Here is a 19,197-nt window from a genome sequence, read left to right as displayed (position 1 = left end):
CCCTCACGGCCTTTCGCGGCTCAGCACAGGACGATCGGCTGCGGCGAGTACGTCGTGCTGCGGCTTTCCTCGCGGACCTCGGCGCCGCTGGCCAGGTCGTAGAACACCCGGGTGTCGCTGACGGTGAACCCGGACGCGCCCGGCGACGCATGACACTGGCCGTCCGGACCGGGTCCGACCTGCACCGGCGGCGGTACCTGGTTCGACGGCGCACCGCTGCGGCCTTCGACCCGGAAGTGCTTGGTACCCCAGATCTTCACCGTCACCGAACCGCCGCTGACGCTCGCCTGGATCGCGAACCCGGTCGGATCGTTGTTGGCCAGCTTGAGGTCCACGGCGTTGCCGGAACTGTCCACCGCCACCGCGTCGCGGCCCGCCGGGTAGCGGTTGAGGAAGTGGTCGTGCGCCGCGTGGCCGCCGTCGCCTAGGCCAGCCAGGTAGGCCGCGTTGTACAAAGTGGACGAAAGCTGCGACAGCCCGCCGCCAGGCACCGCCGGGCCGGTGCCGTCCTCGTCGACCGGGGCGGACGCGTACCCGCCGCCGCGATAGTCGTTGAGGCTGAACGATTCTCCCGGTTTCACGACGACCCCGTTGATGCGGCCGGCGAGCGTGGCGACGTTGTCCGCGGCCGGGCCGCTGAGCCCGCCGGTGGTGTACTCGCCGATGACCTCCTTGACGCCAAGCGCGTTCGCGTCGTCGGTGGTCAGCGTCGGATGCTTCTTGTCGTACGCGACCGGCAAATCGCGGCCGGCCGGCTTGGCGAGCACCTCGGTGAGGGTCTTGAAAGTGTTGGCCCAGTTGATCTTTCGCCCCTCTTCGGACGGCGTGACGGCTGGGACGCCGGAGTCGAGGCTGATCCGCGCGTCCTTGCTGTTGGCCTCGGTGGACGCCAGGTCCGGCTGGACGGCCGCGCGCAGCTTCTCCTGATCGATCCGCAGTTCGAGCCCGCCGCCCCCGTTGGGCTGGAACTGGAACGACGACGCGATCGCGGACGGCTGCAGCGTGGCGTCCTTGCCCTCGCCGTGCAGCACGACCGGCGCGGCGACCGCGGGCGCGACCACGGTGTCCAGCAAGCGATGCACGTCGGCGGACGTGGTTTTGGCCGGGGTAACCGCCATCTTCACCGTGACCCCGCGCGGCGAAAGCCAGTCCGCCACCACGGCTTGCACCGCGGCCGGGACGTCGGTCAGCTCCTGGCCCTGGCGCGGCTCGACCGCGTACGCGGTGACCCCGTTGTTTTCCTTCGGCGTGAACCCGATGCTGCCCTCGACCAGCGGATGGTTGAGCTGCTTCCCGGCGAGCTGCTGGACCGCGTCGGTGACCTCGAGCTGGTCGCTGCGCGTCACGACGCCGACCTCGCGGGTGGTGAAGAACGAGAGCAGCCGCGTGACCGGGCTCCACGGCTGATGCCCGGCCTGGGCGAGCGTGCCCGGCCAGTCGAGCCCGAGTCCGGAATCCGCGGGCACGAGCGTCGCGGTGACGTCCCCGGCGTGGACCGGCACCGGACGCGTCAGCCTCGGCTGGAGTTCGGTGTGCAGCTTTGCTTCGGCCTCGGCGTACGACAGGCCGCCGACGTCGATCCCGGCGACCTGCACGCCGCGCGGGACGTCACCGGCGCTGGTCATCAGGTCGATGGTGTAGAGCAGCACGAACAGCCCGAGCAGACAGCCGACGATCATGAAGCTGCGGCCGACGCGTTTGCGGAAGCGGCGAAACGGCGTGTCCGGCGGCGGGGGCGCGTCGGCGACGGCGAAGATCTCCGTGGCCAGATCGGGTTCCCTGACCAGGGCGGGGTCGTTCAGCAGCTCGTCGCTCAGCAGGTCGTCGGCGAAAGCCGACGAACGGTCTTCTTCACGCAACGCCTGCCTCCCCTGGTACGGGAGCTACAGGTAAAGCCCCGTGCCGTGTTCGGTCCGCTCCGTGGCCACCGCGTGGATGTCGCGTTCGCGCATCACCAGATGGCCTTCGCCCTGGATCTCGACCTCGAGCTGGTCCTCCGGGTTGAACAGAACCCGGTCTCCCTGCTTGACGTTCCGCACGCTGTTGCCGACACCCAGTACATCACCCCACATCAGCCTGCGCGCGACTTGCGCGGTGGCGGGGATCACGATGCCGCCGCTGCTGCGGCGCTCGCCTTCCTCCTGCGACAACCGCACGAGGACGCGGTCGTGCAGCATCTGGATCTCGAGCTTGGGCGTGTCCGGCACGCCAGCCATGCTACTGACCGGTTGCCGGAGCCTTGGGCTCGCCCGCCATCATCAGGCTCAGCGCCTTCCCCCCTCCGTTCTCGAACCGCACCGGAACGCCCCAGTCCTGCCGGGTGATCCGGCACGCCGGGTGCTCGCCGCCGTCGTCGCAGCTCGCGGCCTGCGCCACTACCTGCAACACACCTTCGGTCGCTCCTTCGGCGAACTTGATCCGCCGGACGAGATCAGTTCCGACCCCGGCCCCGTCGGCGAGCAGCTCCGGCGGCGACGCGGTGATCTCCAGCCGCGTCGAGGGCCCGTAGCGCTCGTCGAGCTTCTCGCCCGGCGGCGGGGTGAAGACGACGGAAAACTCGATCTCTCCGGGGGCGAGCACGGTCGGCGGACGCCGCACGGCTTGCTTCGTGCCCGCGACGGCGGTCGCCTGCCCATTGCCCCCGAGCGGGGTAACCCGGTTGCCCGCCGATTCCACGACGTACAGCTCGCCGTCGTGGCGCACCAGGCCCTGCGGTTCGGCGAACCCGGTCGCCAGCGTCGTGACGTCGCGGGTGAAGGGGTCGTAGCGGCGGATCGCGCCGTTGTAGGTGTCGGCGATCGCGACCCGGCCGTCGGGCAGCACGGCGAGGCCGAGCGGATGCTGCAGCAACGCCTGGTCGGCCGGGCCGTCGGCGTGACCGAAGGTGAACAGGTCGGTACCGACCGCGGTGTGCACGGCGAACGACTCGCCCGCCGGTTCGATCCAGCGCAGGGCCGAGGTTTCCGCGTCGACGAACCACAGTTTCTGGCCGTCCACGGCGAATCCGGAGGTCTGGGCGAAGAACGCTTCGTGCACGTCGCCGTCGCGCAGGCCCTCGACGGTGGTCCCGGCGAACCGGCGGATGGAGCCGGCGACCGGGTCGAACACGCTCAGCGTGTGGTTTCCGGCCATCGCGACCACGACGCCGCCCGCCGGAGCCCACCAGGCGACGTCCCACGGGCTGGTGAGGTCGATGTCCAGCGCCTTGCCGGTGTCGGTGCCGTCGCGCCACTGTTTCCCGGTCCCGGCAACGGTTTTCACCTCGCCGGTGTTGAGGTCGAGGCCGCGCAGCCGGTGCCCGGCGGTGTCCGCGACGACCGCGTGGTACCCGGCGCGCTCGGCGACCTCGTTGGGCAGCAAGGCGATTCCGGCCGGTTCGGCGAACTGGGCCAGGTCGAACGGCCCGTCCTGCGTCCCGCGCACGCCGCTGCCGAAGCGGCGGATGACGGTCTCGCCGTCCGAGGCGAACTCGACGATGGAGTGGTGCCCGGTGTCGGCCACCAGGATCCGCCCGCCCGCGGTGACCACGGCCTTGCTGGGGAAACGCAGTTCCGTGCGCTGTTCCTCGACCGGTACGTACGGGCTGCCGCCGCGGCGGAGGGTGCCCTTCGCCTCGTGTTTGGCGACGAGGTCGGCGATCACTCGGCGTAGCGCCTCGCCGTGGCCCTCACCAGCCGCGACGTGCACGACGTAGCCCTCGGGGTCGACGACGACCAGCGTCGGCCAGGCTCGCACGGCGTACTGCGACCAGAGTTCCATCTTCGGGTCGTTGACCACCGGATGCTGCACCTCGTACCGGCGCACCGCGGCCTCGATCGACGTGCGCTCGCCCTCGCGGCTGAACTTCGGCGAGTGCACCCCGACGGTGACCAGGACGTCGGCGAATTCCTGTTCCAGCGGACGCAGTTCGTCGAGCACGTGCAGGCAGTTGATGCAGCCGCTGGTCCAGAAATCCAGCAGCACCACGCGTCCGCGCAGTTGCGCCAGGGACAACCGGCGGCCACCCGTGTTGAGCCAGACGTCGCCGGTCAGCTCGGGCGCGCGCACGCGGGCTTGCCGGGCTTGCGGTGAGGAAGTCACGGGAGGAGTGAACTACATCCGGTCACGCAGTGTTCCGCCAACCACGGCTGGAGAGAAGAACCTCACCCCGGCGAGGGAGCTCATTCCGGCGAAAAAGGACGCGCGGACGCGGCCCGGCGCTACGTACGCTTCGGGCATGACAAACGTTCAGCCGGCCGAAGCCTTCACCGTGGAGGAGGCCCGCGTCCTGCAGCAGAATCTCGGCGAGCCCTTGCGGCCTGGCCTCACGCCCGCCGAACTGAGCGACGTCGAAGACCAGTTCGGGTTCACGTTCTCCGACGACCACCGGATTTTCCTCACCGCGGGCGTGCCGGTCGGCGACCGCTGGCCGGACTGGCGCCACGGCGACCCGGACCAGCTGCGCAAACGCCTGGACTGGCCGGTCGACGGCGTCCTGTACGACGTGGAGAACAACGACCTGTGGCTTCCCGAATGGGGCGCCCGGCCGCGGTCGATGTGCAACGCGCTGGCGGTCGCCCGCCGGCACCTAGCGACGGTGCCGCAGCTCGTGCCGGTGTGCGGGCACCGGTACCTGCCCGCGACGCCAGGGGAATCCGGGTATCCGGTGCTGTCGGTCTACCAGACCGACGTGGTTTATTACGGCTGGGACCTGCGCAGCTACCTGCGGCACGAGTTCGGCGGGGAACCGCTGGGGGAGGAACCCGCGAACGTCCGGGTCGTGGAGTTCTGGTCGCGGTTCGTGGAGTGAGTGGTGTCTTTGGCGCCGGCTCCGCCGTCGCGGCGGGATCGCTGTGTTTGGTGGCGACGGCTCCGCCGTCGCGTGCGGGATCGCCTTTAAGTCGGCGGGTCGGGGAGCACCGCACCCGGCCCGGGGGGCCGTGCACGCTGCTCCCCGACCCGCCGACGCGATCCCGCCGTTCGAGTCAAGTCGGCGTCAGGCCTGGTCTGACCAAAACCGGCCAAAGACCACCACCCAACCCGACCCGAACGCGGGATCGCGTCGGCGTCTGGCGGGAGCGGCGTGCACGGCCCCCGGGCCGGGTGCGTCGTTCCCGCCAGACGCCGACTTGAAGGCGATCCCGCCGCGCCGGCTCCGCCGGCGCCAAAAATTCAAGACTCCCTCCGCAGCATCCGGCTTACGCCCGCCGCGACCGTGGTCGCGAGGATCCAGCCGGACGCGGTGAAGCCGGCCGCCACCCAGTTGTCCGCACCGTGCATGTACCAGCGCGACTTGTTGCCGAAGTCGACGATCGGCACCAGCAGGTCGGCCGTGTAGATGACCGGGTTCCATTGCAGACCGGAGTCCTGCTGGTTGACCAGGCAGCGCGGCCCGCTGGTCATGTAGCGGCCGGTGCGGTCGTTGACGCAGTCGTCCTTGCCGAGGCCGAACCACAGGCTGCCGAGCACCAGCAGCGTGAAGAGCCAGCCGAGCGCGCGCACCGGACGGAAGCCGTAGCCGACCATCGACCGCTGCAGCCAGCTCCAGACGCGGACGCCGGGGCCGAAGAACTTGAAGCCCTTGGCGAGTGCTTCGTAGCGGAACTGCTGCTTTCTCAGCGCGACGGTGGAGGCGTGCTCCTCGTTTCCGGCCGCGCGCAGGGTCGCGGCGAGCTGGTCGTACGGGCCTGGGCGGTAGCCGCGCATTGCCTTGCGCAGCAGCTCGATCCGGTGGTCCAGCGCTTTGTCGTCGTCGAGCGCGATGCCGTGTTTCAAGGCGTCGTAACGGAAATCCTCGAGTTCGAGACCGTCGGTGGCGTTCCAGATCTCTTCGTTGTCGGCTAGCGCACCGCAATGCGCCCTGCGCAGCCGCACCGAGCCAGTCGGCGGTTCCGCCGGGGACAGGACGAACTCGTCCGCCGTGACGTCGCTGGCGTCGAGCGCGATCCCGTGCGGGGCAAGGGATCCCAGCTTGGCACCGTGCATGTCGAGTCTGCGCGCGATCTGCGCGCCGTCGAGGTTCACGCCGCCCTCGGCCAGGAACGGGCGGTCCTTGTCCTCGGTCAGCACGAGGTCGCGGCCGATCCGCGCGGTGCGGATGTCGAGGGAGAAGCTGCTGGATTTCCGTTGCCCCGGCTCGGTCAGCAGCGTGCCGAACATGTTTACCGAGCCGCCGATTTCCGCGCCCTGGAGCCGCAGCGTGCCCTTCAGGGTGGCGTCGGTCAGCTGGAAATTGCCGGAGATCTTGGCTCTCCGTGCGGAAAACACGTCCCGTCCCGGATGGAGGAACATCGAATTCCAGGCGAGGAAGTTCCCGCCGACGGTGATGTCCGCGAGCCGGAGCTGCCCAATCGGCACGCGAAGGTTGGTCGCCTCGATGTCGCCGCCGATCGTGGACCCGTCGAGGTGCAGCGCCCGGTCGTAATACGGCGTCGCGCGGCCGCGCACCATGGTGATTTCCGCGCCCGCGAGCCTCAATGACCCGCCGATGCGCGCGTTGACCATGCGGAGCGTGCCGAACGCCCGCAGCCCGTCGGACAATTCGAGATTGCCGTCGACCTTCAGCCGATCCGCGACCAACGCCGGCCGCGGATCGAGGTACGGATCCCCGGATTTCCAGGCGTCCACGACAACCGGCCCGCGCTGGTCGACTTGAAGCCGCGCCTCGCGCAGGACGATGTCACTGTCCACAGTGGCGCTTGGGAGGTAGAGAACTCCCTTGGCGGAGAACCGTTTCCGCTCACTGGCCGGACCGTAGTTGTCGACCTCGCACAGCAAGCTGCCGCCGATGTGCAATCCGTTCCCGTTGAACGCGAAGCCATCCGGATTGTCGAACGTGGCCCCGGAGAAGTTGACGTTACCGCCGGTCCGCATGCCCGGCAGCCGCACCTCGCCCTCGGCGACCATCCGATAAGCCAGCAGAGCCCCGGTGATCACCAGGCGGTCGCCTTGAATAGCCTTGCCGTGCGGATGCTTGATCGTGGTCCTGGTGAGCACGACCGAACCGTCGATCACCGCGTCGGTGAGATTGACCGCGGCGTTGGGCATGCCGCGCTCGCGATCGTCCCCGCGCTGCACCGTGGTGGTCTCCAGCTCGAACCCGTCCGCCGCGATTTCCACCACGCTGCGAATCAGGCGCAGGTCATTCCGGCTGCGCAGATTTCGGGCCCGCAGACCGGGAAGCCAGCATTTCCGGAAAACGAGCCCGAGAAGAGTCGCCTCGCGCACGTCCGGCGGATGCTCGAACCGGCACCGCTCGAATTGGAAAAGGAAATTGAGATCGGCGGCGCGCAGATCGAGCGTACCGGTGATGTAGGCGTCCTCGACCAGCACGATCGGCGCGTTGGTGGCCTGCCGTCTCCAGCGAAGGATGCCGGTGGTGCCAGGTTTGAGCAGGTCCGCGGCCTTCACCTCATACCGCTTGTCGGGAACCCCGGCAAACGGATCAAGCGGCGGCAAGGTCGTATCGGTCGGCACGAGCCCCTTCTCCCCACGATCGTTCGGTCCTCAGGGAATCGGATCAACGGCGGATGAGCAAGGGGCCGGGTGGAGTAGTGGGTGGTAGCGGTTACTTAGTGCTTGCGGGTGACTACTGAAGTGCTCCACTGGCCGAGCGATCTTGCGAGAACCACCTTCCCGGGCGGCGCGTGCCTGCTATGGTCACGTGCCGAAGCTGATCAAGAACAGAGGGTAGGCCGCACCCGGGAACCGCGGCCCGTGCGGGGAGGCACGACATGCCAGACGGAAGCACCAGGGACCCCCAGGCTGTCCTCAAGGACGCCCTCGCGCCGACCCAGCCGTTACCACCGGGCAGCCCGCCCCTGCCGTTGGGCGCGACCGGGCAGACGGCCACGACCGGCCAGCGCCTGGACTACACGACGCTGGGCGCCAACCAGGCGAAAGCGGACTTCGCGGCCGCGGCGGGCAATGGCGGCTGGACTTTCAATCCCGAGGCGATGGACAAGGTCATCCAGGAGTTGGAAGACAGCCTGGACGGCGACTTTCGCAAGGCGCAGAACCACGGTCAGATGATGGCCCTCATGACGCCTCCGGGCGGGGAGCACGTAAGCACGAACTATGTGTCAACGGCCGTGAAAACCGTGGTCGCGCACAACGAGTTCGTCAAGGGCGCGGTGGACTACGTCACGTCGTACCTCGAGACGCTGAAAAAGGTGCGCACCGCCTACGTAAATCAGGACCACGCTGCTATGGACGACCTACGGAAGACTGGGACCCTGCCTGATGAACACCGCTAAAGCAACCATTCCGGTCATCATCGGCACCGCCGCGGCGCTCCTGCTCTCGGCCTGCAACAGCAATCCTGGCTCCCCAGCCCCCGCGTCGTCCCCCTCTTCCGGCACCGCCAACAGCAGCGCCAGTGCTCCGCCGAAGGTCGCGGACCCGATTACGAACACCTCAGCAGCGGAGAAGGACCCCTGTTCCGCCCTGCCGACCAGCGAGGTCGAGAAACTCGGCGGCAAGGTGCGCACGACAGCGGTGGACACGACGCCCGTCGGCATCACCTGCGGCTGGATCTTCGCCGACGGAACTGGTTCAGTCAACGGAGGGCTCGCCAGCGGCGCGAACGGGCTGCAAGGCCTCTATCAGCGAAACGCTGTAGGCGGGCTGAAGAAATTCGAGGTCCAGCCGGCCATCCAGGGCTACCCCGCGGTCGTATACGACATCGGCCTGAACGGCGATGGCGCTTGTGCGCTCGCGGTCGGGATCAACGACCGGTTGGCCTATGCCGTCAACACGCAGTTGCGGCCCGGGAATCCGAACGTCGCCGATCCGTGCGCGCTGGCGACCAAGCTCGCGTCCGCGGCTATCACCAGTCTCAAGGCGAAATGACATGGCTTACACCGGTGCAGACATCTACAAGCTGATGCACAGTCCGGGCGACACGTCGAGCCTCGACAACAGCCGCACTGCCGCCGAAGAACTCAAAGGCGTGCACGAGAACCTCGGCAAAATGCTGGCCAACAGCCAGAAGGCACTTGATTCTTTCTGGAAGGGGACTGCCGCCGACGGTGCCAAGCAGGGCTTGAACCCTCTCATTCAGGCCTCTCAAATCGCGGCGCAAAACCTCGACCGAACCCAGCAGTCGATGGCCGACCAGTCGGCGTCCTTCACTACGACGAAGAACTCAGTACGCCCGGTCGCCGACTCGCGCCCCGACGATCAGAAATTAAGCGATTACGTTTCACTCGGCGCTAGCGACGACGAAAAAGCGGCCGCTCAGTTCGATTACGACACAAAGATCAACGTCGAGCAGTACACGAACTACGAGGTTTCCACAAATCCTCGTATCTCATTCCTTCCGGCCGGCTATCCGTCGGCGCACGACCCGAACGTTTCCGCGAGCGAAATCACCCCGACCGACTCCGGAACAGGACCTGCCACCGGGCGGATCGGTTCCGGAGTCGGTCACCATTCAGCGGGCGGTTCGTCTCACAACTACGGCGGCGGTTCCTCGAACAACTACAGCAGCGGGCCCAGCACCTACTCCGCTCCTCCGGGGGCCGCGGGCATGCCGGCTCCTCCTCCGCCCGGGCACGGTGGGGTCGGGGCTCCTCCTGTGTCTCCGCCGAATGACAGCACTCGGGCGGCTTGGGCCGATCCCACTCCGCCTACTCCGCCGCCGACGTGGCAGCCTCCGGCTACGGTGCCGGGTGGCGGAAATCCTGGCGGGAATCCTGGCGGGATGAGCGGCGGGTTCGGGCCGGTCGGCGGGTTTGGCGGATTCGGGCCCACCAGCGGTGGCGGCGGCGGATTCGGCCCGGGTGGGTCCGGGTCCGGTGGCGCGGGCAGTGCGGGCGGCGGCGGTGCCGGACCGCGAGGTGTTGGCGGTGGTACTGGTGCCGGTGCGTTCGGCGAGGGTGCGGCTCGGCCTGGGATGGGCGGGGCTGGTGCCGCTGGGGCGAAAGGCCAGCCCGGCATGGGCGGCATGGGTGGCGGCGGCAAGGGCGGCAAAGGGCCCGAGGACGAGGAACACCAGCGCAAGATCCTGCTGGCCGAAGAGGACCCGGATTCGATTTTCGGGGGTTACGACGGCAATCGGCCGACGCCGCCGGTTATCGGGGCTTAGCGGAATGGCCAAGGGGGAGGGAAAGCGGTGCTGCGCAAGCCCGTTGAGCTGAGCCTGCAGACCTTCGAGGTGCTGCTGGAAAGGCTGAATCTCGGCGACATTCACCCGACGCTGGTTCGCGGCGCTTTGTGGTACTCGCCGGAGGAGCGGCGGCAGCTGGCGGCCGACACGGATCGCGAGTTGCACAATGTCGGGCTGATGCAGCGTGGCCGGCTTAGCGACGAATTCGTCGAGACAATGCATTTGCTGCAGCGTCCGGGCGTCGAGTACTACTCGTGGGTCAAATCGGAGCGTGGCGAGCGGACGGTGCGTGCCGCGGCGAGTGGGCGGGACGCGGCGACTGTGGTTGCGGTGAACCAGAAGCTGTATATCGCGCCGTGTTCGGCGGATACGTTGGTTCGCGAGTTCATCGGGCTGCTGCCGGAGGCTCCGGCTGCGCGGGTTCTGTCGCTTAACTGTTCCGACGAGGATCTGAACCTGGTCAAAAGCGGGCAGAACACGGGGCGGACCAGTCCGAGTATTCGCGACGCCAAGCAGGTGCTGCAGTGGCTCGAGAAGCCGCATACGTACTTCGGGCGGCTGTACGTCGCGGTTCGGGACAGCCGGGGGAAGCGGCGGCGCAACGAGAATCCGCCGGGATGGGCGGATATGGAGGAGGGACGGATTCTGTTCGGGGTGGACAAGTCCGGATGGATCAGCTTGGCCGGGGCGGGGCCGCAGGAGATGGCGAAGAAGGTGCAGCAGCTGGAGAACGAGCTGCGGCGTTAAAAAGGGCCGCCCGGAGATAACTCCGGGCGGCCCCAGCGAAAACTCAAGCGTTCGGGTTCAACACCCGGGCCAAAAACGCCTTCGTCCGTTCATGCTTCGGGTCCCCGATAACCTCTTCCGGAGACCCGGACTCCACGACAACGCCGCCGTCCATGAAGAAGACCTTGTCGGCTACTTCGCGGGCGAACTGCATTTCGTGGGTTACCACGACCATCGTCATGCCGTCCTTGGCCAGTTGGCGCATGACGCCCAATACATCCCCGACCAACTCCGGGTCCAAAGCGGACGTCGGCTCGTCGAAGAGCATCAGCTTCGGCTGCATCGCCAGCGCTCGCGCGATGGCCACCCGTTGCTGCTGGCCGCCGGAAAGCTGACCGGGGTAGGAACGGGCCTTATCCGCCAGACCGACTCGGTCCAGCAATTCCAGAGCCCGTTCCCGTACCTGGCCCCGAGGCTCGCGGCGGACCTGGATCGGGGCTTCCATGACGTTTTCCAAAGCCGTCATGTGCGGGAATAAATTGAATCGCTGGAACACCATGCCGATGTTCTTGCGCTGCTCGGCGATTTCCTTGTCCCGCAGCTCGTGCAAGCGGCCGCCGCGTTCGCGGTAGCCGACCAGCACCCCGTCGACATAAAGCCGGCCCGCGTCGATTTTCTCCAGGTGGTTGATGCAGCGCAGCAGGGTGGACTTGCCGGAACCGGACGGGCCGATCAGGCAGAGCACCTCTCGCTCCTGCACTTCCAGGTCGATGCCCTTCAGCACGTCGAGCGAGCCGAAGCTCTTGCACACCTTCTGTGCGGAAACAACGGGAGTCATCGCGAAGCACCCCCGCTCCCGGCACCGCCGCGGCCGAAGCGGTAGCCCAGCATTCGCGCTCCCCACCTGTTCTTCTGCGCGATCGCCCGGGAAGTGCCCCTGGCGAAATACCGCTCGATGTAAAACTGCACGACCGTCAGCACCGACGTCATGAACAGATACCACGTCGCCGCCACGATCAGCAGCGGAACCGTTTTGTAGTTCTGCGAATAAATCGTCTGTGCCGACACCATCAGCTCGAAGTACCCGATGACGACGACCAGCGACGTGGTCTTCAACATCGAAATGGTCTCGTTGCCGGTGGGCGGGATGATCACCCGCATCGCCTGCGGCAGGATGATCCGGCGCAGCGTCTTGCCCCGGCTCATGCCCAGCGCGGACGACGCTTCCAGCTGGCCGCTGTCCACGGACTGAATACCGCCGCGGACGATTTCCGCCATGTACGCCGCTTCGTTCAGGCCCAGGCCGAGCAACGACGCGACGAATTGGGTGATCAGCGTGTTCGTGTCCCAGCTGATGAAGGTCGGCCCGAACGGAATGCCCAGGCCGATCCTCGAATACGCCAGCGCCAGGAAGTTCCAAATCACCAGCTGAGTGATCAACGGCGTGCCGCGGAACAGCCAGATGTACACCGACGCCGCACCCGACATCAGCGGGTTCGGCGACAGCCGCATCACCGCGAGCAGCACGCCGCCGACAATGCCGATGATCATCGAGATCACCGTGAGCAGCAACGTGTTCCGCACGCCGTTGAGAATCCGGTTGTCGAAGAGGTACTCGCCGACGACCGGCCACTGCAACGCGGAATTCGTGACGACGCTGCGGATCACGATGAACGCGACGAACACGATGATCACGCCGGCGATCCAGCGTCCGTAATGCCGGACCGGGACCGCCTTGATCGGGGTGGTGTCGACCTCCTGCCAGGAATCGGCGGGGCCGGGGGAAGTGGACACGAGTGACTACGTCCTCAGTTTCTTCAGGAAGCGGACGGGTTGATCTCCGACTTGGTGATGGCGCCGGAACCGGACAGACCCCACTTGTCCAGGATCTTCTTGTAGATTCCGGTGTCGATGAGCTTCTGCACCGCGCCCTGCACCGCCTTGGCGAAGTCGCCGCTGCCCTTCGGCAGCACGATCCCGTACGGCGCGGTGTCGTACGGCGCGCCCGCGGACTCCAGCTGGCCGCCGGTCTGCTTCACCGCGTAGTCGATCACCGGCGAGTCGGCCAGTTCGGCCTGCACGCGCTTCGCGGTCAGCGCCAGGTTCACGTCGGTCTGCGCCTGGAACTGCGTGATGTTGATCGGCTGCTTGCCCGCCTTGGTGCACGCGGTGTTGCGCTTGCCGAGGTCGTCGACCTGCGTGGTGCCCTTCTGCACGGCCACATTCTTACCGCACAGGTCGTCCACCGACAGTTTGTCCGGATTGCCCTTGAGCACCGCGAGCGAGGTGCCCGCGCTGTAGTACGAGATCATGTCGACGGTCTGCATCCGCTCGGCGTTGATCGTGAACGACGAGATGCCCATTTCGTACTTCTTCGCCGAAATACCGGGAATGATGCCGTCGAACGCCGAGTTCTGGAACTCCGTCTGCACGCCGAGCACCTGGCCGACCGCGGTGGCGAGGTCGACGTCGAAGCCGGTCGCCTTGCCGTTCTCGACGAATTCGTTCGGCGGGTAGGTCTGGTCCTGGCCGATCACGATCTTGCCGTCGGCCTTGATCTCAGCGGGCACCTGCGCGGCCAGTGCCGCGTCCTTCTGCGCGGTCGGCGCGCTTTCCGTGCCGCCGGGAGCCTGGCTGGAACCCGCGTCGGTGCCGCCAGAGCCGTTGCCGCCCGCGCCGCACGCCATCGTCATGCCGACCAGCGCGAAAGCGGGGAGAAGGGCGAGTGCCTTCACTTGCTGTCCTCGGGCCACTTCGTCACTCCTCGTAGTTCTCAAGGGCTGAGAGCTGGCATATTGCCACTCGTAAGCGGGTATGCACAGCACTGATGCGTCACGGGGAAGTTTCGCACAAGACTTGCCGGAAGACGGGTGTCCCGGCCGCCGCGCACGGTAAGTCAGGATGTCCCCCATGAACAGCAACCCCGGACCCCGGCTGCCGCCAGCCGGTCGACGTGCGCGAACGGTGAACGGCCGCCGCACGGCCCGGCCCGGCGCGCAGTTCGACGGATACCTCGCCCCGGAGCGTCCGCACGCCGGCGCGTACGACGAGATGTTCGCGCCCGACGGCACGGTCCGCGCCCCGTACCGCGCGCTGTACGGCTCGCTCGCCGCGCTCGACGCCAGCGACCTCACCAACCGCTCGCAGGCGCTGGACCGGGCGATGGTGGACCAGGGGATCACGTTCTCGCTGTCCGGCCAGGAGCGGCCGTTCCCGCTCGACCTCGTGCCCCGCGTCATCCAGGCGACCGAATGGTCCCGGCTCGAACGCGGCGTGACCCAGCGGGTCCGCGCGCTGGAGGCGTTCCTCGCCGACGTCTACGGCGACCGGCAGATCCTGCGCGACGGCGTGCTCCCGCGCAGGCTGATCACCTCGTGCGAGCACTTCCACCGCGAGGCGTACGGGATCAAACCGCCCAACGGCGTGCGGATCCACGTGTCCGGAGTGGACCTCGTGCGCGGCGAAGAGGGCACCTTTCGCGTACTGGAGGACAATCTCCGCAACCCCTCCGGCGTGTCGTACGTGATGGAGAACCGCCGCACGATGGCGCGCGTGTTCCCGGACCTGTTCGCGCGACACCGGGTCCGGCCGGTCGGTGACTACGCGTCACATCTGCTTCGCGCACTGCGAGCGGCGGCCGCGCCGAACGTCGCCGACCCGATGGTCGTCGTGCTCACCCCGGGCGTCTACAACTCGGCGTACTTCGAGCATTCGCTGCTCGCCCGGCTGATGGGCGTGGAGCTGGTCGAGGGCCGCGACATGTTCTGCCGCGACAACGTGGTCTACCTGCGCACCACCGAGGGCGAACGCCAGGTCGACGTGATCTACCGGCGGATCGACGACGAATTCCTCGACCCGGTGCACCACCGGCCGGATTCGGTGCTCGGCGTCGCCGGGATCCTCAACGCCGCCCGCGCGGGCAACGTGGTGGTGGCGAACGCGGTCGGCAACGGCGTCGGCGACGACAAGCTCGTCTACACCTACGTGCCGGAAATGGTGCGCTACTACCTGAACGAGAAACCCATCCTGCCCAATGTGGACACCTTCCGCTGCTGGCTGCCCGACGAGTTCGACCACGTCATGCAGCACGCCGACGAATTGGTGATCAAACCCGTCGAGGGTTCCGGCGGGTACGGCATCGTCTTCGGGCCGGAAGCGTCCAAAAAGGAACTCGACGCGTTGCGCCGCAAGGTGCGTGCGAACCGGCGCGGCTGGATCGCGCAGCCGGTAGTGCAGCTGTCGACCGTTCCGTCCAAGGTGGACGATCGGCTCGCGCCGCGGCATGTGGACCTGCGGCCGTTCGCGGTCAACGACGGGAAGGACATTTTCGTGCTGCCCGGCGGGTTGACCCGGGTCGCGCTGCCCGAGGGCAGTCTCGTGGTGAACTCGTCGCAGGGCGGCGGTTCGAAGGACACCTGGGTGCTCGCTTCGCGGTCCTCGACGTCGGAGCAGGAACTTGACCGGCCCGCGCTCGGCGAGGTGTCCGTTGTGGACGGTGTGGCCGCGGAACAGGGTCCGGAGCTGTCCACGTCGCAGCAGCAGCAACAACAGCAGCAGCAGAGCTGAGGGAGGGAAATCCATGATGCTGGCCCGCAACGCGGAGTCGCTGTACTGGATCGGCCGTTACGTCGAACGCGCCGACGACACCTCCCGCATCCTCAACGTCTCGGTGCATCAGCTGCTGGAAGACGCGAGCGTCGATCCGGACCACGTCAGCCGTCAGCTGCTCGCCGTGCTCGGCATTCCGTTCGACGCGGGCGACGCGCTCGACGTGTGGAAGCTGACCGAGCTGGTCGCTTACGCGAAGGACAATCCGTCGTCCATCGTCGGCTCGATCAACTCCGCCCGCGAGAATACCCGCGGCGCACGCGAGGTCGTTTCGACCGAACTGTGGGAATGCCTGAACGCGACGTGGAACGCGGTGCCGGACCGGCAGCGGTACGCCCGCCGCGCCGGACCGCACGCGTTTCTGTCCTTTGTGGAGGAGCGCGCGGCGATGTTCGCCGGGCTCGCCGATTCCACGATGAGCCGCGACGACGGCTGGTTGTTCCTGGTGCTCGGCCGATCGGTCGAACGCGCGGACATGGTGGTGCGGCTGCTGCTTTCGCGGGTGTCCGACCGCGCTTCGTCGCCGGGGTGGATGACCGTGCTTCGCTCAGCGGGCGCGCAGGACACCTACCTGCGCACCAACCGCGGCGCACTTGACGCGGCACGCGTCGTGCAATTCCTGCTGAGGGACACGCTTTTCCCGCGTTCGGTGTTCCACGCGCTGCGTCAGGCAGAGGATTGTTTACGCCAGCTCGATCCGGGAATCAACGCTCGGGGCAACGAAAAGTCCGAGGCCGTCCGGCTGCTCGGCCGGGCCCGCAGCGAGCTGGAATTCCTCCACCCCGCGGCACTGCTGGACGACCTGCCGCGGCGGCTGCGCGGGCTGCAGGAAGCGATCAAGGAAGTCGGGGAAGCAGTGTCCATTCAGTACTTCCACACGTCGCCGTGGGTGGCGTGGAGCGGTGCGGAGGTGTCCCTGTGAGCTGGCAATTGCGGGTGACGCACCGGACCGGCTACCGGTACGCGACGCCGGCCACCCAGTCGTACAACGAAGCGCGCCTCACCCCGCGTTCGGACCGGCGGCAGACCACTTTGGCCACTCGCATCGAAACGTCGCCGGCCACCCGGGCCTATCGCTACACCGATTACTGGGGCACCGACGTCACGTCGTTCGACTTGCACGCGCCGCACACCGAGTTCACCGTGCTCGCGACTTCCGTGGTGGAGACCGCCGACGAAGCGGAACCGGTGCGTTCGGCGACGTGGAAGGACCTGCAGAGCGAGTCCGTCCGCGATCAGCGCACGGAGTTTTTGACCCCGACTCCGTACACGCCGAACGACCAGGAACTGTCCAAACAGGCCCGTGCGCTGCGGAAGGGCCTCGACCCAGCGGACGCGGTGCTCGCGATCTGCGGCTGGGTGAACGAGCAGTTGAAATACCAGCCCGGAACCACTGGGGTGCACAGCACGGCGACCGACGCGTGGCGGGCGCGCGAGGGGGTGTGCCAGGACTTCGCGCACGTGTCGCTGGTGATGCTGCGGGCGATCGGCATCCCGGCGCGGTACTGCTCGGGATACCTGCACACCAAGCCGGAGGCCAAACTCGGCGAGAAGGTAGAGGGCGAAAGCCACGCCTGGGTCGACGTGTGGACCGGCGGCTGGTGGGCGCACGACCCAACGAACGCGATCCCGGTCGGCCCGCGGCACGTGTGGGTCGCTACTGGGCGCGATTACGCGGATGTGGCTCCGTTGAAGGGGATCTTCACCGGGGCTAGTCAGTCCACTTTGGATGTTTCGGTGGAACTGACGCGGATGGCGTAGTCACGCGGTCTGGCGACGGCGGGAAACCGCCAGCAGCCACAACAAGTACCCGCCACCCAAAGCGGCCGCGACCACGCCCACCGGCAGCAGTGAAGCGTCCAGCACCCGCTGGCCCACGAAGTCCGCCGCCAGCACCAGCACCGCGCCCATCGCCGCGGAGGCCAGCAGGTTCGGTCCCGGGCGGCGGGTCAGGCGGCGCGCGAGTTGCGGTGCGGCGAGGGCGACGAACGGGATCGGTCCGGCCGCGGCGGTCGCGGCGGCGGCCAGTGCGACCGCCGCCAACAGGACCACCGCACGCACTCGCGGTACGGCGACCCCGACCGCGACTGCCGCGTCGTCGCCCATTTCCAGCATTCGCAGTGCGGGCTGGTGCACGAAGAGGAACGGCGCGAGCACCAGAACAGCCACGCACAGCGGGATGAAGTAGTTCCAGTCGCGGCCCGCCAGATCGCCGGTCAGCCAGCCGACCGCCTGTGCCGCGGCCTCGAGTTTCGCTTGCACCAGCAGGTAACCGTTCACCCCGGCCAGCACCGCGCTCACCGCGATGCCCAGGAGCACCAAGCGGGAACTGAGCAGACCGTGCGGGGCACACAGCGCGGTGACCAGCAAAGCAGTGAGCAAACCGCCCGCGACGGCGCCGACCGAGACCAAGCCGGGGCCCGCGCCGAACAGCAGGATCATCATGATCCCTCCGGTCGCCGAGCCGGTGGTGAAGCCGATGATGTCCGGGCTGCCGAGCGGATTCCGGGTCACCGTCTGGAAAACCGTGCCCGCCAGCGCGAGCGCGATGCCGACGAAAATCGCCACCAACGCGCGCGGCAGGCGGCCGGTGACCACCAGGTACTGCGCCTTCGTGCCGGATCCGGCGAGCGTCTGCAGCACTTCGAGCGGCGACATCTCGTAATCGCCAGTGCCCACGGCGAGCACCAAAAGCACCGCCGCCACCAGCGTCAGCAGTCCGACGACCAGCCACGTCCTCATCGCCGCACCGCCTTCAGCCGCCGCGCCACGATCACGAAGGCGATGCCGCCGATCACGTCCGTCATCACGCCCACCTGGATTTCGCCGTTTCCGCCGAGCAGCCGGCCGAGGACGTCGCAACCGAGCAGCAGCACCGGCCCGAGCAGCGCGGACAACGGCAGCACCCACCGTTCGTCTTGGCCGACCAGCGCGCGCACGACGTGCGGAATCATCAACCCGACGAAGGCGATCGGCCCGCACGCCGCGGTCGCGGTCGCCGACAGCAGGCCGACCGCGATCATGCCGGCCGCGCGGGTCAGCGCCGGATTCGCGCCGAGGCCGCGTGCGCTGTCGTCGCCGAGCGCGACCGCGTTGAGCGGCCGCGCGAGCACTCCCGCTAGTACCAACGCGACCAGGAAGAACGGCAGCAGCCCGGCGAGGCTGCCGAGGCTCCGGTTCACCAGCGACCCGACGAGCCAGTACCGCATCTGGTCGAGGCTGTGCGTGTTGATCATCTGCATGCCCTGGTTGATCCCGACGAACACGGCCTGCACCGCGACACCCGCGAGCACCAGCCGCAGCGGGCTCACCGAGCCGCCGATCACCGTGACCAGGACCGTTCCGGCCAGCGCGCCGAAGAAGGCGAACCACACCAGCTGCTGCGGCGATGTCACCGAAAACACCGCGCCGCCCAGAACGATCGCGACCGCCGCGCCGTGATTGATGCCGAGCAGGCCGGGGTCGGCGACCGGGTTGCGTGTGATCGCCTGCAGCAGCGCGCCAGCCAGCCCGAGCCCGACGCCGACGGCCAGCCCGAGCAGCGTCCGCGGCAGCCGGTCGTCGCGGATCACCACGTCCTCGAGGGTGCCGCTGTAGCAGAACAACCCGTGCCAGACGCTGCCGAGCGGCAACCGGTTGGAGCCGAAGGCGATGGACAGCACCACCACCGCGACGAGGGCGACGAGCGCCGCGACCAGGACTGTCGCGCGGACGCCCCAGCGCCGGGATGTGACGCGCTCCCCAAGCAGGACCATGGCGTTCACCCTAAGGCAAGG

At 67.8% G+C, this 19,197-nt stretch carries 17 protein-coding genes; 8 read left to right on the top strand and 9 right to left on the bottom strand.

The genetic code is table 11. The features are described from left to right. Window positions 1-20: 20 nt before the first annotated feature. The 3 genes from F9C11_RS07675 to F9C11_RS07665 are packed head-to-tail and all read right to left on the bottom strand — an operon-like array spanning window position 21 to window position 4,047. Window positions 21-1,859 carry a VanW family protein gene (locus F9C11_RS07675; RefSeq protein ID WP_409184190.1) on the bottom strand — a complete coding sequence of 613 codons (1,839 nt, stop codon included), beginning with the start codon at window positions 1,857-1,859 and terminating at the stop codon, window positions 21-23. 24 nt (window positions 1,860-1,883) lie between these two features. Continuing rightward, the gene (locus F9C11_RS07670) at window positions 1,884-2,216 is read right to left on the bottom strand and encodes a co-chaperone GroES (RefSeq protein ID WP_009085068.1); all 333 of its coding nucleotides are present in this window, start codon (window positions 2,214-2,216) and stop codon (window positions 1,884-1,886) included. Between the two features lies 1 nt (window position 2,217). Then, window positions 2,218-4,047 carry a thioredoxin-like domain-containing protein gene (locus F9C11_RS07665; RefSeq protein ID WP_409186840.1) on the bottom strand — a complete coding sequence of 610 codons (1,830 nt, stop codon included), beginning with the start codon at window positions 4,045-4,047 and terminating at the stop codon, window positions 2,218-2,220. Window positions 4,048-4,216: 169 nt separating this feature from the next. On the opposite strand from F9C11_RS07665, the gene F9C11_RS07660 reads away from it, so the two are divergent. Next, a complete protein-coding gene (locus tag F9C11_RS07660; RefSeq protein WP_409184189.1) occupies window positions 4,217-4,789 on the top strand; it encodes a hypothetical protein in 573 nt (190 codons plus the stop codon). A 362-nt stretch (window positions 4,790-5,151) separates the two neighbouring features. On the opposite strand, the gene F9C11_RS07655 is transcribed toward F9C11_RS07660, so the two are convergent. Further along, entirely contained in the window at window positions 5,152-7,455 is a 2,304-nt protein-coding gene (locus F9C11_RS07655) for an oxidoreductase (protein WP_409184188.1), read from the bottom strand. Window positions 7,456-7,712: 257 nt separating this feature from the next. Between F9C11_RS07655 and F9C11_RS07650 the strand changes: the two genes are divergently transcribed. Genes F9C11_RS07650 through F9C11_RS07635 form a run of 4 tightly spaced genes read left to right on the top strand, consistent with a single transcriptional unit; the run spans window position 7,713 to window position 10,834 of the window. Continuing rightward, window positions 7,713-8,234: a hypothetical protein gene (locus tag F9C11_RS07650; protein ID WP_409184187.1), complete on the top strand. Its 522-nt coding sequence runs from the start codon at window positions 7,713-7,715 to the stop codon at window positions 8,232-8,234. Beyond that, on the top strand, window positions 8,221-8,829 hold the full coding sequence (locus F9C11_RS07645) for a DUF3558 domain-containing protein (RefSeq protein WP_409184186.1): 609 nt from the start codon (window positions 8,221-8,223) through the stop codon (window positions 8,827-8,829). The genes F9C11_RS07650 and F9C11_RS07645 overlap by 14 nt, the downstream gene beginning before the upstream one ends. Window position 8,830: 1 nt before the next feature. Next, window positions 8,831-10,066, top strand: a complete 1,236-nt coding sequence (locus tag F9C11_RS07640; protein ID WP_409184185.1) for a hypothetical protein — start codon at window positions 8,831-8,833, stop codon at window positions 10,064-10,066. Window positions 10,067-10,093: 27 nt separating this feature from the next. Continuing rightward, window positions 10,094-10,834: an ESX secretion-associated protein EspG gene (locus tag F9C11_RS07635; RefSeq protein WP_409184184.1), complete on the top strand. Its 741-nt coding sequence runs from the start codon at window positions 10,094-10,096 to the stop codon at window positions 10,832-10,834. 43 nt (window positions 10,835-10,877) lie between these two features. Here the strand turns inward: F9C11_RS07635 and F9C11_RS07630 are convergent, their stop codons facing one another. The 3 genes from F9C11_RS07630 to F9C11_RS07620 are packed head-to-tail and all read right to left on the bottom strand — an operon-like array spanning window position 10,878 to window position 13,506. Beyond that, window positions 10,878-11,651 carry an amino acid ABC transporter ATP-binding protein gene (locus F9C11_RS07630; protein ID WP_409184183.1) on the bottom strand — a complete coding sequence of 258 codons (774 nt, stop codon included), beginning with the start codon at window positions 11,649-11,651 and terminating at the stop codon, window positions 10,878-10,880. Further along, entirely contained in the window at window positions 11,648-12,607 is a 960-nt protein-coding gene (locus F9C11_RS07625; protein WP_409184182.1) for an amino acid ABC transporter permease, read from the bottom strand. Before F9C11_RS07625 ends, F9C11_RS07630 begins: the two co-directional genes overlap by 4 nt. Before the next feature lie 23 nt (window positions 12,608-12,630). Continuing rightward, complete coding sequence (locus F9C11_RS07620; RefSeq protein WP_409186839.1) at window positions 12,631-13,506, bottom strand: ABC transporter substrate-binding protein; 876 nt, start codon at window positions 13,504-13,506, stop codon at window positions 12,631-12,633. A gap of 208 nt (window positions 13,507-13,714) precedes the next feature. Between F9C11_RS07620 and F9C11_RS07615 the strand changes: the two genes are divergently transcribed. Genes F9C11_RS07615 through F9C11_RS07605 form a run of 3 tightly spaced genes read left to right on the top strand, consistent with a single transcriptional unit; the run spans window position 13,715 to window position 17,182 of the window. After that, window positions 13,715-15,379, top strand: a complete 1,665-nt coding sequence (locus F9C11_RS07615; protein WP_409184181.1) for a circularly permuted type 2 ATP-grasp protein — start codon at window positions 13,715-13,717, stop codon at window positions 15,377-15,379. A 16-nt stretch (window positions 15,380-15,395) separates the two neighbouring features. Then, window positions 15,396-16,343, top strand: a complete 948-nt coding sequence (locus tag F9C11_RS07610; RefSeq protein ID WP_009085091.1) for an alpha-E domain-containing protein — start codon at window positions 15,396-15,398, stop codon at window positions 16,341-16,343. Next, window positions 16,340-17,182 (top strand): transglutaminase domain-containing protein, encoded by an 843-nt coding sequence (locus F9C11_RS07605; protein WP_409184180.1) that lies wholly within the window; start codon window positions 16,340-16,342, stop codon window positions 17,180-17,182. Before F9C11_RS07610 ends, F9C11_RS07605 begins: the two co-directional genes overlap by 4 nt. Here the strand turns inward: F9C11_RS07605 and F9C11_RS07600 are convergent, their stop codons facing one another. Beyond that, window positions 17,183-18,163: a FecCD family ABC transporter permease gene (locus F9C11_RS07600; protein WP_409184179.1), complete on the bottom strand. Its 981-nt coding sequence runs from the start codon at window positions 18,161-18,163 to the stop codon at window positions 17,183-17,185. Beyond that, complete coding sequence (locus F9C11_RS07595; RefSeq protein WP_409184178.1) at window positions 18,160-19,176, bottom strand: FecCD family ABC transporter permease; 1,017 nt, start codon at window positions 19,174-19,176, stop codon at window positions 18,160-18,162. The genes F9C11_RS07600 and F9C11_RS07595 overlap by 4 nt, the downstream gene beginning before the upstream one ends. Window positions 19,177-19,197: the final 21 nt, after the last annotated feature.

The organism is Amycolatopsis sp. VS8301801F10, from assembly GCF_046195355.1.
Lineage (GTDB): Bacteria > Actinomycetota > Actinomycetes > Mycobacteriales > Pseudonocardiaceae > Amycolatopsis.
This window is presented reverse-complemented; position numbering and strand designations above follow the sequence as displayed.